The sequence below is a fragment of the Methanolobus halotolerans genome, from assembly GCF_004745425.1.
Taxonomy (GTDB): Archaea; Halobacteriota; Methanosarcinia; order Methanosarcinales; family Methanosarcinaceae; genus Methanolobus; species Methanolobus halotolerans.
The window spans coordinates 230,743-244,535 of record NZ_PGGK01000002.1; the positions used below are offsets into that span (position 1 = coordinate 230,743).

The 13,793-nt window shown below is 44.4% G+C and carries 11 protein-coding genes; 6 read left to right on the plus strand and 5 right to left on the minus strand.

The annotated features are described in order from the left end of the window. Positions 1-3: 3 nt before the first annotated feature. On the minus strand, positions 4-486 hold the full coding sequence (locus tag CUN85_RS02810) for a multiprotein bridging factor aMBF1 (protein WP_135388769.1): 483 nt from the start codon (positions 484-486) through the stop codon (positions 4-6). An 81-nt stretch (positions 487-567) separates the two neighbouring features. Between CUN85_RS02810 and CUN85_RS02815 the strand changes: the two genes are divergently transcribed. Together CUN85_RS02815 and CUN85_RS02820 are read left to right on the plus strand one after the other, a co-directional pair. Next, positions 568-1,857, plus strand: a complete 1,290-nt coding sequence (locus CUN85_RS02815; RefSeq protein ID WP_135388771.1) for a proteasome-activating nucleotidase — start codon at positions 568-570, stop codon at positions 1,855-1,857. Between the two features lie 160 nt (positions 1,858-2,017). Further along, positions 2,018-2,605 carry an endonuclease dU gene (locus tag CUN85_RS02820; RefSeq protein ID WP_135388773.1) on the plus strand — a complete coding sequence of 196 codons (588 nt, stop codon included), beginning with the start codon at positions 2,018-2,020 and terminating at the stop codon, positions 2,603-2,605. Between the two features lie 14 nt (positions 2,606-2,619). Here CUN85_RS02820 and glmM read toward each other — a convergent pair whose 3' ends face one another. Next, positions 2,620-3,963 carry a phosphoglucosamine mutase gene (gene glmM / locus CUN85_RS02825; RefSeq protein ID WP_135388775.1) on the minus strand — a complete coding sequence of 448 codons (1,344 nt, stop codon included), beginning with the start codon at positions 3,961-3,963 and terminating at the stop codon, positions 2,620-2,622. Between the two features lie 106 nt (positions 3,964-4,069). On the opposite strand from glmM, the gene larE reads away from it, so the two are divergent. The 4 genes from larE to CUN85_RS02845 are packed head-to-tail and all read left to right on the plus strand — an operon-like array spanning position 4,070 to position 6,651. Next, positions 4,070-4,870, plus strand: coding sequence for an ATP-dependent sacrificial sulfur transferase LarE (gene larE / locus CUN85_RS02830; RefSeq protein ID WP_135388777.1), 801 nt, complete (start codon positions 4,070-4,072; stop codon positions 4,868-4,870). Further along, positions 4,867-5,292: a GNAT family N-acetyltransferase gene (locus CUN85_RS02835; RefSeq protein WP_135388779.1), complete on the plus strand. Its 426-nt coding sequence runs from the start codon at positions 4,867-4,869 to the stop codon at positions 5,290-5,292. Before larE ends, CUN85_RS02835 begins: the two co-directional genes overlap by 4 nt. 21 nt (positions 5,293-5,313) lie before the next feature. Continuing rightward, positions 5,314-5,871 carry a DUF531 domain-containing protein gene (locus CUN85_RS02840; protein WP_135388781.1) on the plus strand — a complete coding sequence of 186 codons (558 nt, stop codon included), beginning with the start codon at positions 5,314-5,316 and terminating at the stop codon, positions 5,869-5,871. A 24-nt stretch (positions 5,872-5,895) separates the two neighbouring features. Beyond that, a complete protein-coding gene (locus tag CUN85_RS02845; protein WP_135388783.1) occupies positions 5,896-6,651 on the plus strand; it encodes a DUF166 domain-containing protein in 756 nt (251 codons plus the stop codon). 140 nt (positions 6,652-6,791) lie between these two features. On the opposite strand, the gene CUN85_RS13695 is transcribed toward CUN85_RS02845, so the two are convergent. The 3 genes from CUN85_RS13695 to pheS form a co-directional block, all read right to left on the minus strand. Further along, positions 6,792-10,985 carry a fasciclin domain-containing protein gene (locus CUN85_RS13695; RefSeq protein ID WP_135388785.1) on the minus strand — a complete coding sequence of 1,398 codons (4,194 nt, stop codon included), beginning with the start codon at positions 10,983-10,985 and terminating at the stop codon, positions 6,792-6,794. A 351-nt stretch (positions 10,986-11,336) separates the two neighbouring features. Further along, positions 11,337-11,834 (minus strand): PEF-CTERM sorting domain-containing protein, encoded by a 498-nt coding sequence (locus CUN85_RS13240; protein WP_235856162.1) that lies wholly within the window; start codon positions 11,832-11,834, stop codon positions 11,337-11,339. A gap of 472 nt (positions 11,835-12,306) precedes the next feature. Next, positions 12,307-13,785, minus strand: a complete 1,479-nt coding sequence (gene pheS, locus CUN85_RS02860; RefSeq protein WP_135388787.1) for a phenylalanine--tRNA ligase subunit alpha — start codon at positions 13,783-13,785, stop codon at positions 12,307-12,309. Positions 13,786-13,793: the final 8 nt, after the last annotated feature.

Genomic DNA, 13,793 nt, shown 5'->3' on the forward strand with positions numbered 1-13,793 from the left:
AAATCACTTCCTTTTGATCGTTACTATATCTCCGAGTGTAGTACCTTTATTCAGGCGTTCTCCACTCCAGTCATCTTCACGGCTTCTCTCCGTAAGCTTGATATCCAGTTCTCGCTCCAGCTTTTTGCGAACTTCCTCTTCAGGCACAATGTCCCCACGTTCAAGTTTTTTTATCAAAGAGGACTTTTCCTTGACTTTGTAGGCAAGTTCATCATGCGTCAGTTGTTTTTTCTCCCTGGCTTCCTTGATGACAGAATCATAATCATCAACGAGCTCATCGCTGAAAGCTTCAAAACCTTTAGATCTTGATTTTTTCCTACTCTGAGCAACGGGTGCCACTGGTGCCATTTTTCTGGATACAGGCGTACGTTTTTCCAGGTTTTTGCCGTATTGGGAACACCTTCCACAAACTGTGAGTTCACTACCGTCTATACTTACTTTAAAAGAAGGCCCCTTGATATCAGTGCCACATATTTCACATTGCATAGATCTCAACTCATAAAAGCCAAATCTTGTCTTTACGAAAGGGCTATATACCCTTCGGGCTTAAATAATGTTCGGAGGCACATGAGCGAAACCAGCGACAGTGATGTAAATCACGAAAGGTACGATTTCACAGGTGTTAACAAAGCGGAATTCGGTTATGCCGGTGCAGGAAGCGAAGAGGATTTTTCGAAATACTTGCTTGACCGCATGAGGCAGCTTGAGTCGCGTAACAGTCTGTTGAAAGAACAATGTGAACAAATTGAATCTGAAAAACGCTTTGTTGAAAGTCAGAAACTGAAATATGAAAGAGAGGTCAGAAGGCTTCAGGCCGAGATTGACCGTCTGAAGACAGTTCCATTGGTAGTTGCTACTATAATGGATGTGATCAGCAATGACAAAGTACTTGTGAGAAGCTCGACAGGTCCCCAGTTCATGGTCAATGCATCCCAATATATAGATGATAAGACCCTTGCACCCGGTACCAAGGTAGCCCTGAACCAGCAGACCCTTGCAATAGTAGAAGTTATTCCTGCTTCAGAAGACCCGGCGGTATCTGCAATGGAAGTCGTGGATGCCCAGGATGTCGATTTCAATGACGTAGGTGGTCTTGAAGAACAGATACAGGAACTGGTAGAGTCCGTAGAGCTCCCACTCCTGAAGCCGGAATCATTTACTCGCATCGGCATATCTCCACCTAAAGGAGTGTTGCTGTTCGGTGAACCCGGTACTGGTAAGACCCTTCTTGCAAAGGCCGTTGCCCGCAGGACAGAAGCTACCTTTATAAGGGTAGTAGGCTCTGAACTGATACAGAAGTATATCGGTGACGGTGCAAAGCTTGTAAGGGACATGTTCGAGATGGCAAAAAAGAAATCCCCCAGCATAATCTTCATAGATGAGCTGGATGCTATCGCATCAAGGCGTCTTAACGATACCAACGGTGCTGATCGTGAGGTACAGAGAACACTCATGCAATTGCTTGCGGAAATGGACGGGTTCGAAACAAGAGGGGAAGTACGCATAATTGCAGCCACCAACCGGCTGGATGTGCTGGATCCGGCCATCATGAGACCTGGAAGATTTGACAGGATAGTGTATGTACCTATGCCTGATGAAGAGGCCAGGACAAATATTCTGAAGATCCACTCACGTTTCATGAACCTTGGGGAAGACGTGGATTTCAGAAAACTCGCTCGTATGACCGATGGTGCAAGCGGAGCAGATCTGAATGCGATCGCAATGGAAGCGGGAATGCTTGCAGTCAGATTTGAAAAAGAATCTATCGGAATGGAAGACTTCTTCGAATCTGCCAAAAAGGTCATGTCCAAGGTTGAGAACAAGCAGGAAGAATTGCCAACATCTATGTTTGGTTAATTCGACCTCACTTTTTATTTAATCAGATGCAATCTCTGCTTTTATAGCTATTTTTGTGTATCATTGAATTATTATACAAATTCAACCGGACCTAATATTAGATATCATATCTCTAACCTGTCGGTAAAGTACTTCTGATGTCTTTTGCATAACTTACCCTGTGAGCAGGTTCCATATTAAAGAAGAGATACGCATACTTGGCATTGATGATTCTGCCCTGATCAGTGAAAGTATATTGATAGTGGGTGCCTTTTTCAGAGGAGGGTTGTGGCTGGACGGAGTCATGCGTTCATACCTCACAAGGGATGGCATGGACGGCACGGACACCATTGAAGAGATGGTTAAAAGCAGCAAGCACTATACACAGATACGCATTATAATGCTTGATGGTATAACCTATGGGGGGTTCAACACTATTGACATCGTTCATCTGTATGAGGAAACCGGCATACCTGTCATAGTCCTGATGCGCGAGTATCCGGATTTCGGGATGATCCGTAAGGCACTTGAATATCTGCCGCACAAAGACCTGAGAGAGGAAATTATCGCAAAGGCCGGAAAGATATCAAAAGTTCATACAAAGAATACACTGAACCCGGTTTACATCCAGTGCAGGGGGATAGATATCAAAGACGCTGCCAGAATCGTCAAGCTCAGCGCTACAAGGAGCAATATCCCCGAGCCCCTGCGTGTAGCCCATCTCATCGCCACAGGGATCATTCTCGGAGAATCAAGAGGCAAAGCCTAAACGGAAACACAGATTTAAACCATGCATGCACCGATCAGTCTTACTCCTTCCTGCATCAGTGATTCTGCCCTTTCTTCCGTCCTCGACTCTGCGAATACGCGTATGATGGGCTCTGTTCCGGAGGGTCTTATGAGCACCCATCCATCATCGTGCCATATCTTGACCCCATCTGTGGTGTCCACCTCGTTTGCAGCACCAACAAGGCCCATTTTCACTCTTTCCATCGTAGCGACCAAATCCGTGCACCTGACTTTGGTCTTGGAATTGTAATAGACAGGTACGCTTTCAGCCAGTTCCGATAATTTATATCCGCTTGCGATAATCTCAAGAAACTTTGCACAGGCCATGCCACCGTCACGACAGTACTGGTGCTCAGGGAAAATAAGGCCCCCATTTCCCTCACCACCGAATACAGCATCAATCTCCATCATTTTGCGGGCCACATTGATAGAACCCACTGCAGTCCATACAAGTTCGACACCTGCTTCCCGGGTAATATCCATCATCCTGGAAGAAGAACTCACAGGCGTTACAACAGGACCTTTTTTTCTCCCAATTATATACTTTGTCATCATCGCAAGCAGTACATCTTCGGGTATGAAATTACCCCTCTCATCAATGAATACAGCTCGATCAGCATCGCCATCCTGGGCTACTCCCATGACCGCACCTGTCAATTTGACCAGCTCGATAAGCTCTTCCAGAACATCGGGAGTAGGTTCAGGATTACGCCAGGGAAACGTGCCATCCACCTGAGAATTTATCGTAATCACCTCACATCCGAGTTTCTGAAGGAGGAAAGGAAGGGTTACCGAGCCGGCCCCACAGCCGGCATCTGCAACAACTTTGAATCTGTTCTCACGAATAGCCTCACTGTCCACAGAATCTATTATCCCGTTAATGTAACGTTTATTTGCATTCAGGTCCGTTTGGAGATCACCAGTCCTTTCCCATGATGCGGCCACGAATTCCCCGGAATAGTATATTCTTTCAACTTCCCCTTCCCCATCCCTTGAGAATTCACTGCCATCATCTGCTATGAGTTTAATCCCGTTGTACTCACGAGGGTTATGTGACGCCGTTATCACTATGCCCGCATCAGCATGGTCCTTGACATAGTACTGGATAGAAGGAGTAGGAACTATTCCCAAATCTATAACCGTCAGGCCGGCAGACAGTGCACCTGCTATGGCAGCTGATTTCAGCATTTCACCTGAAGCCCTTGTATCCATGCCGATGGCTACTGTTCCCTTAGATCTCATATACGTGCCAACACTTCTGGCAACATCTATCACAAGCTGAGGAGTAATGTACTCGTTTGCGATTCCCCTAACACCATTTGTTCCAAAAAACGCCATTTGAATATCACCCATATATAAGGACCAGGTATTAACTCTAAACCTGAAACTCTATGTTATTCTTAATGTGATTATCTTAATAAGGCATTTCCCCATATTCAGTACTATGGACACAAAAGAGATCACATCTCTTGAAAATGCGATCCGCAGAAAAAAAAGTGCAGTCGTGGCTTTCTCAGGGGGTGTTGACAGTGCGACCCTTGCATACCTGGCCCATAAGACTTTAGGGGACAAGGCAGTTGCCATTACGATCAAACTCCGCTCCTTCCCGGACCGGGAACTCGAACATGCAAAAATGGTTGCGGACGAGATCGGTATAAAGCACAGGATTGTGTTCTTTGAAGAGCTGAAAGTCCCTTCAATAGCCAATAACACTGCGCAAAGATGTTATCATTGCAAGAAGAAGATACTTCATTTGCTTGACACAACCAGGAAAGAACTTGGCTTTGATGTGATCCTGGAAGGGAGCAATGCATCGGACAAAAATACGTACCGTCCGGGCAGAAAAGCAATTATGGAAGCAGACGAGCCGGTGCACTCTCCCTACATAGAGCTGGATGTGACAAAGGAAGAGATACGCCATATAGCCATAAAAGCCGGACTGACCGTTGCCGACAGGCCTCCATCTCCCTGTCTTGCATCAAGGTTTCCCTACGGGAATGTATTGACCGAAGAAGCCATCAGAAGAGTTGAACTTTCAGAGAATTTCCTGTCAGACCTTGGTTTTATGGAGTTGAGAGTAAGGGACCATGGCAGAATAGCCCGCATCGAAATCCATCCCTTTGATTTCAAGAATCTTCTATTACACAGGGAAAATATCATAGCATACTTTAAAAAGACAGGTTTTGATTACGTAACCCTTGATATGGAAGGTTTCCGTAGTGGCAGCATGGATGAGATATTATGAACCCGGAAATATCCATACGTGATGCATCGAACGGAGATATGGGACCCATACAGGTACTGATGTCAACTTATTTCCTTGATATCGAAGGAATATCATCGGAATGTTTTGCGGTTGCAGAGAAACAGGGAAAGATCATAGGTGCCGGAGCAATTATCAAAGATACTTTCCCGGAGATCCATTCCATAGCTGTGCACCCTAATTACCGGGGAACAGGAATAGGAACCTCGTTGATCCATCATATTCTTTCACGAATTCCAACAGGAAGTTTGGTTTATGCCAGAACGACATGTCCCGCGTTCTTTGAAAGCGCAGGTTTTGTGAAAGCAGATCCTTCGAAAAAAGCAGAGATATGGGACGACTGTGCCGGATGCGACAGGTTAAATACATGTAAGCAATCTGTCATGTGCCTGGAATTGAAATAAACATGGAGCAACGGTGAAAGTATGCTTACTCTTGGAATAGTGAACACATATGATAAGATCAAGGTACTGGATGCCCATTACAGGGCCATTGCAAGAGCTGCTCCCATATGCCATGCCTTCGGATTCTCTTTAGCATTATTTGATTTTCCCTTTAAGATGACACCCGATGAGCTTGTGGAATATGTAGCTGACAAGACCACAATCGGTGAATCGGGAAAATTCCTTCGCTTGCTGCATGAAAAGAAAAAACTCTTTGTGTTCGATCTGCCAAAAAAGGGTTTCCAGCCCCAGCTAGGATCTGTAGTAGTAACATCTTCAAAGCCGGAGGAAAGGCGTTCGGTCATGCCGGAGGCCCTGGCAAGCGACATCCTGCACAACAAATCTTTTCTGCTGCTTGTGGGGCTTGGCCATAAAGGTCTGCCAAAAAATCTTTTTGAAATGGCACCATACCACCTTGATATCACAGGCAATGGCACATCCCTGGAAACATGTACTGCCATAGGATGCATCCCCGCCTATCTGATGGGACTTGTCCATGCAGGAGAACACAAAGGTAGTATCCAGGGGAAACCTAATTAACAATTGATACTGACATTTCCTAATATGCGTCTTAACATTTTTTATTCCGGCGATTTCGGAAAAAAAGTGATTGGAAACCTTATCAACTCTGACAGGTTCTGTGTATCCTGCGGGGAATTGTGTGACCACTGCAGAGAATCCCGCGAGGGATTTGCAAATATTATCACAGGGATCTTTGAACTGCGGACAGACCTGCCGGACTTTGTAGAGGAGCCCATGGAATATATGCCTGTAGATATCCCTGAGTGCAACCTTATCCTTGCGATCGATCTTAACCCGGATCTTCTCATGGCAATACCCGGGATCGCGGAAAAGTCAGGTGCAAAAGGAGTTATTATTCCAGTAGATGATTCCAGGCTCACACCTGCAGGACTTACCGAGCAGGTGAAAAAAGAACTGGCCTCCAGAAGTATAGAATGTGAATGTCCCAAACCTTTCTGTTCACTGGATATAACAGGAAAGGATCCGATCGATGAGTTCGTAAAACTCGGCTTTGGAAAACCTCTTCTTAATCTTGAGCTGGATAAAAGGAACAATATTTTCACCCACACGGAGATTATCAGGGATGCGCCCTGTGGCTCCACATGGTTCGTTGCAAAGAAGCTCAAGTGGTCGGATATAAAAGATTACAAGGAAACTATCTCAGGTGCCCATCACTCATACCCCTGTACCGCAAGTATGGAAAAGGACCCGCAGATAGGAGATACCATCCTGCATAAAGCGGGTTATATAGTTAGGAAAAGTGTGGAAGATGCAATGGAAATGTCAGAAGATCAATGAAAGATTATCAATAGAAATTGTTTAAAAATAAAGTACAGAGAAGATAGTGGAATTAAAGTTTCAGTTGAATAAACAAACTGAAACCTTATATTTCCAATCTATCCTCACCCGGATTTGTACATTGTTTATTAATTAACTATTTATCCGGATCCGACAGTAATCGTACCCTGATAGGTTTCGCCTCCTCCCTGGACTGTGTATTCATAAACACCAGGACTCCTGAACAGGCGGCTGTACATGTTACCAGGTTCAATTGATCCTGAATCAAATGATCCATCGGTTATAGTTAACGTCTGATTTCCAGCATTTGTCCACACAACACCCTCATCCACAGGGACGCGGATATTTGCAGGCTCAATACCAGACTCACTTATTGATACAACGTCTGTTTCTACTATTTCACCTTCTGGGATTACCTGGTTTTCTCCATCGGCATTCTCAGTCGCATTGTCTTCTGTTGCATTATCCTCGGTCTCGTTGTCCATGGTCTCGTTGTCCATGGTCTCGTTGTCCATGGTCTCGTTGTCCATGGTCTCGTTGTCCATGGTCTCATTACAGCTCACCCATGCACTGTCATCTCCTGCCTCTCCGATATTATTGAAGTCTACGGCAATCTTATATCCTTCTTCGTTTGGAGGCAACATGCCATCCCACGAATCATTAAAGTAGACTATTATCGGACCATTGGAGGTATCACTCTGGTTTGCTATGATCCTTGTGATGACAGTTCCTTCACTCTGATCCAGTATTGTCCAGTTACCTTGCGAATCTGTCACATTTGTGATCATATCCCCTGGCACATTCATGACAATCGTGTTGATCACAGCATCCGGGAACATTTCCATAGTTTCGTTCACCATTTCAATTTCCGCAGTGTAAGGAGTTGTCTCGTTGTTGACCATCAGAGTTGCATTAAGGTCTCCCTGATATTCACTCTTGTCTTCTTCTACATTGTTCAGGTAACATGTGACATCAGTCACATTATCCATCTCATCCGGTTGTGTTGGCGGTGTCACTTCACCGTCCTCGACCTCTTCACAGTATCCAAGAGTGATCCAGGCACTATCATTACCCATCTCTCCGATGTTACGGACATCCGTTGAAATCACATAGCCATCTTCATTTTCCGGCAGTGTGCCATTCCAGGACTCATTGAAATAGATTGTAGCCGGAAGTGTTGCATTCTCAACATCGCCACTCACTGAGATCATCGTTTGGAAATCACCGAACGGGTTATCGACAGCTTCTTCAGCAGTAATTCTTGTCAGGAAGAAACCAAAAGGATTCTCCATCTCAAGATCTGTAATCTCCCACTCATTTCCAGCTGAATCATTCGCATTCATGATCTGATCGGCAGGAACATTGAGCAGAACTGTATTCACCGTTGCGTTCGGGAAAGTCTCATTGGTGTCATTGGTAAGGTCTATCTGAGCCGTGAAAGGATCTGATTGCGTATCGACCATCATTGTAGCATTCAACTGGCCTTCATACTGACTCTTGTCATCTTCTACAACATTGAGATAACATATTGTCACATTTCCGTCAGTCACATTTCCGTCAGTCACGTTTCCGTCGGTCACATTTCCGTCGGTCACATTTCCGTCAGTCACATTTCCGTCGGTCACATTTCCGTCAGTCACGTTTCCGTCGGTCACATTTCCGTCAGTCACGTTTCCGTCGGTCACATTTCCGTCGGTCACATTTCCGTCGGTCACATTTCCGTCAGTCACATTTCCGTCGGTCACATTTCCGTCGGTCACATTACCATCAGTAACATCGCCGTTTGTAACGTCACCGTCGGTAATATTAACATCTGTAATGTTATTGTATGCCCAGACAGAATAGTCCTCACCCCAGCGAATATGGATTGCCAGATCGAGTTCTTCAGGGCAATCATCATATTCAATTGTAACACTGGTGCTCCTGTCATTTGCCGAACTTATCTCATAGTAAGCATCTCCGCTTTCAAAGTTATCGGAGAATGGTCCGGGGAAAGGTGGCTCAGTAGAGACGTCCCAGTTGATCGAAGTGTTATCATCAGTGATGTTTGCTGATCCCGGACTAATCAGTATTGACTTAATTCCAGGGTTTGCACTCTCGTTAACACCGTAGTCACTTGCGTCTTCGATCTGCAACTGACCTTCAGTACATGTGATGTTAAAATCGATCATGACATCTTCAGGGAGAGTATCGCTCAGTTCCCATTCCCCTACTGTGACATTATCATCTGCGATATCGTCTTCTGTGACATTGTCACAATAGCCTGTTATCCATGCACTTTCATTACCCATTTCTCCGATGTTCTGTACATCCAGAGCTACTGTGTATTCGTCCTCATTTTCAGACAGAGTACCATTCCAGGTTTCATTGAGGTATATAGTCAATGGACCTGATATGTTAGTAGCGTTCTCACCGGGTTCAACTTCTGTAGCGAAGTTTCCAAACGGATAGAGTTCTCCAAGTTCTTCCTGTGTTGAAGGTGGGATCAGTACTCCATCAATTACATGTATCACACCATTGCTGGCCTCAATGTCAGCAGTTGTTACTGTAGCATTGTTGACCATGACGCTACCATTTTCTTCAGTAATGTTGAGCACCTCGCCCTGAACAGTGGTCAGGTTGTCAGTCTCAGCGAGAGTAGTAGCGTTGTATTCTCCTTCAACTACATGATAGGTCAGAACACCGGTTAATGCCGCTTCATCTTCAAGAAGCATATCAAGTGTATTTCCCGGAAGTCTGTCAAAGGACTTGTTTGTCGGTGCAAACACAGTGTATGGTCCCTCTGCGGCCAGTGTGTCTGTAAGGTTGGCGGCATTAAGGGCTGTGACAAGTGTCTCAAGCGAATCAGAACTTGCAACTACCTCAGCGATTGTGACATTCTCGCCTCCAAGGTCAACGCTTACATTGTCATCAGGTTCATCATCAACGTTATTTACGACCCATTCGTTACCTGCTGAATCTGTTGCATTCATGATCTGATCAGCAGGAACATTTAGCATGAAACTGCCAAGTGTCGCATTTGAGAAATTATCCTTAGTATCATTGGTCAGATCCAGCTGTATACCATAAGGAACAGTTTCGTTCCTGACCATCATTGAAGCATTAAGTTGACCTTCATATTGGCTCTTGTTATCTTCTACTGTATTAAGATAACATGTAGTAGCATTTGTGAAGTCGATTTCTTCTGTTACATTTTCACCAGTAACATTTTCATCGGTTACATTATCTTCCTGCATAGATGATGGAATCAATACTTCATCAATAGCATGTATCACACCATTGCTGGCTTCAATGTCTGCATTAGTTACTGTTGCATTATCGATCACTATAGTGTCATTTTCTTGAGTAATGTTGAGCATTTCTCCCTGTACAGTCGTCAGGTTGTCTACTTCAACAAGTGCACTGGAATTATATTCTCCTTCAGCCACATGGTAAGTCAGAACACTGGTCAAAGCTTCCTGGTCTTCAAGCAGTCCCTCAAGAGTACCTTCAGGAAGTTTATCAAATGCTTCGTTAGTTGGCGCAAAGACTGTAAACGGACCTTCGCCATCCAATGTCTCAACAAGACCAGCTGTTTCCAGAGCTGTTAATAGTGTCGAGAATGATTCGTTACTTGCAACAGTTCCGGCTATGGTAGCATTGCCATCGGTTACATTACCATCAGTCACGTTACCATCAGTCACGTTACCATCAGTCACGTTACCATCAGTCACGTTACCATCAGTCACGTTACCATCAGTCACGTTACCATCAGTCACGTTACCATCAGTTGCGTTACCATCAGTTACGTTACCGTCAGTTACGTTATCATCTGCAATTACATCATCTTCTTCGCAGAACCCAAGAGCTACCCATGCGGTGTCCTCATCATTTTCTCCGATATTTTCAATGTTTACAGCAATCGGATTACCTTCATCATTTTCAGGTAATGCGCCATCCCATGTATCTTCAAAGGTTACTATGATCGGAGCGGTGACATCCGCATCTGCTGCGTTAGCTTCTGTCTGGAAAGTACCCAGTGGGTTAGTTCCTTCCGGTCCTGATATTTCCCACTCGTTACCTGCTGAATCGGTTACATTAACAATCTGATTCGCAGGTACATTGAGTATCACACTTGTAACCTGTGAATCCGGGAAAAATAATTCAGTTTCTTCTGTCATTTCTATTGCAGCAGTATAAGGAGTGAACTCATTATTTAGTATCAGACTTGCGTTCAGATACCCCTCATACTCGTTCTTATCATCCTGCACGTCATTTAGATAACAGTCTGCACTCGCAAACCCTGTAAAAAGGAAAGCAACTGCTAACGTTATCAAAAATATTCTTTGTATCATATCGTACCACCTACTTTTATTGTAGTCACTGTATCTTGTCTTTTTGCTGACATATCCCCTTTGCGAAACAATAATACATAATTCTAATAGTAATAATAAATGTTAGTATATTAGGATAGTTTCTTATATCTTTAAATTTTTAAACATTACAGTAGTAAATAAATGTAAAACTTAAAGAGAATAGATACATCATGCAAATTACTACAAAGAGCAGAATAATCAATAATAGCAATTATGTCTATGAAAAATAGAATTACAGGAAAAAGCAGTTCATAATAAACAATTCAAGTCAAAAAACAGACAGAGAAGCAAATTCTAAAAAATCAAAAAAGAAGGAATGAACTTTGAAGTTTACTCCTTCCTGCGCTGGAACATGAATGCCAGACCGAGAATTGCAGCTATTGGAAGCGCAACTGTCGGAAATTCGGGGATTTCCTGCTGCTGACCGTTTCCATCATCATTGAAGCAGAATGTTATATGACTTATGGCAGCAGAGTTAGGTGTCTCACCTTCACCGGATGTTGCACCATCAAAGTAAGTAGTTTCATCTTGAGCGGCTGCAAACACAAGCACTGAGCATACCGGTATATCTGAAGTCCAATTGAAAGCTATTGCTTGCGACTCATCTTTTACTTCTGTTATTTCGATGGTAACATTTTTACCAGGATAATCAGGAATTTCCAGTGTAAATGTGTCTCCTACATCAACATCCTCAAAATCTACGTCAGTATCATCCTCGAATTTAAGCGGCGTACCATCCCCGCAAGTGCATTCGTCTGCTGCTGCTGCCAGTGACATCCCCGCCATTAGCAGTACCATAGTTAGTATTACTATTCTTTTCATTTTCATAACGTACCACCTCTCCTATATCCTTAAGATTGTTCTTGACTATATATGTGGAGTATAGTTATGTAACTATATTCTTCTTCATGTTTATAACATTTTCTAAAAAATTCAAATGTCATTATCATCATTATGATGATATATGAAATTGCACAAAGTATTTCAAAATGTTAGTGAGTTTGCTGTTACAACATCATAAAAACAGACATGCTCAAAAGATAGATAGTTTATCAGTAAACACACTACACCATCATGGACAACAGGGTTTGCATAGTCGTATCGATGATCATAAAATGTCAACTGAGGTAATCAGGCATCCGGTGGAACTTACAGGAGGCTTTTCCTGTATTATTTCGTAAGAAGAACAGGTACATTTAAAACAAGACCAAATATTCTTGGTGCATATAAACAGGAAGATACTGTGGAAGTTAAAAAGTCCCTGCTTGCAAAAATGTAACAGGGACTTAATACAGGGACTTCAGAGCTGACACACCGGACTCTTGCGAAGCCAGTCTATGTCTGACTGGTAAAGCAGACGCAGGTCCTTAAGACCCAGCTTGAGCATCGCCAGGCGGCTGACACCAAGACCCCATGCGAGTACCGGATACTTGATTCCCAGAGGTTCCGTCACCTCTTTCCTGAACACGCCTGCACCACCGAGCTCCACCCAGCCAAGACCATCTACATATACCTCGGGTTCCACACTTGGTTCGGTATATGGGAAATATCCCGGCCTGAAACGCACGTCTTCGAAGCCCATCCGATGATAGAACTCTTTCAGGCAACCAAGCAGGTTTGCAAAGGACATGTCCTTGTCCATGACAACCCCTTCAAGTTGCTCAAACTCGGGCGTATGGGTCGGGTCGATCGTTTCGCGGCGGTATGCCCTATCAATGGAGAAGGCCTTTACAGGAGGCTCAGGGTTGTCGGACAGATATTTTATAGTCAGTGCCGTGGTGTGGGTTCTAAGAACATCTTTACAGGCGATTTCCTCACTCCAATTACCCCCCCAGCCAGTGGAATCAATATCTCCTCCGTGTTCATGCATGGCACATACTTTGTCTTTATATTCAAGGGGAAGTTCGGATCTGCTGGAAAGATGGAAAGTATCCTGCATCTCCCTTGCAGGGTGGTCCTGTGGCTGGAACAGGGAATCGAAGTTCCAGAAGGAACTCTGCACGATCTCACCCTTGATCTCGGTGAATCCCATATCAAGGAATATACGCCTCATCTGATCGATCAGACGCTGATAAGGATGAACTTTAGCTCCATAGATGTGCCTCGGAGGAGTCTGAATATTATATGACCTGAACTTCATATCTTTCCACTGACCGCTCTTGAGCATCTCCGAACTGATCTGTGCAACCTCTTCCTCAACTTTGATTCCTGCAGCAACGACTTCAAGTCCCTGAGACGTGATGCTCACCAATCTGCACTTGTCTTCGTTCTTTGTTATGAGTTTGCGCTTGAGAATGTCCTTTATGAGACCCGGCCCTGCTTCCAGCTCTCCTATAGTCCTTGCCATGTCCCCAAACCTACCAAGTACCTTCTCGTCATCACTGAGTTCTGCATTTCCTGTGGGTACGACCATTCCTTTCTCGATACTGGCCCAGCCCTTACGACGCAGCCATCCGGTCGCAATACCGACCACAGGAGGAGGGAACATCTCCTTCAGCTCATCCATAGAGGTGGGCTCAGAAAGAGCATCGATTATCTGCCTCTCGGGCAAGCCTTCGTCTGCATATCTTTTGCCTTCGTCGGTCAGTTCATAGGTCTCGGTGACTGCTTCATCCACTCTGGCTAGCCCGTTCTCATCAAGCAGGAAAGCAGCCTGCATTGCAGTTTCCACTTTCATGCCCGCTTTTCGGGCAAGTTCACCCGGGTCTGCGGTCCTTAGTTCATCAAGTGCTATCAGCACATTCTTCTCATTGGGTGTGAGCTTATAATCTGAAACCATACATTACA

Excerpts from the sequence above, each read along its gene's own strand:
- CUN85_RS02810 (WP_135388769.1), bottom strand. The coding sequence starts at position 486 with ATGCAATGTGAAATATGTGGCACTGATATCAAGGGGCCTTCTTTTAAA.
- CUN85_RS02815 (WP_135388771.1), top strand. The coding sequence starts at position 568 with ATGAGCGAAACCAGCGACAGTGATGTAAATCACGAAAGGTACGATTTC.
- glmM (WP_135388775.1), bottom strand. The coding sequence starts at position 3,963 with ATGGCGTTTTTTGGAACAAATGGTGTTAGGGGAATCGCAAACGAGTAC.
- larE (WP_135388777.1), top strand. The coding sequence starts at position 4,070 with ATGGACACAAAAGAGATCACATCTCTTGAAAATGCGATCCGCAGAAAA.
- CUN85_RS02835 (WP_135388779.1), top strand. The coding sequence starts at position 4,867 with ATGAACCCGGAAATATCCATACGTGATGCATCGAACGGAGATATGGGA.
- CUN85_RS02840 (WP_135388781.1), top strand. The coding sequence starts at position 5,314 with ATGCTTACTCTTGGAATAGTGAACACATATGATAAGATCAAGGTACTG.
- CUN85_RS02845 (WP_135388783.1), top strand. The coding sequence starts at position 5,896 with ATGCGTCTTAACATTTTTTATTCCGGCGATTTCGGAAAAAAAGTGATT.
- CUN85_RS13695 (WP_135388785.1), bottom strand. The coding sequence starts at position 10,985 with ATGATACAAAGAATATTTTTGATAACGTTAGCAGTTGCTTTCCTTTTT.
- CUN85_RS13240 (WP_235856162.1), bottom strand. The coding sequence starts at position 11,834 with ATGAAAATGAAAAGAATAGTAATACTAACTATGGTACTGCTAATGGCG.
- pheS (WP_135388787.1), bottom strand. The coding sequence starts at position 13,785 with ATGGTTTCAGATTATAAGCTCACACCCAATGAGAAGAATGTGCTGATA.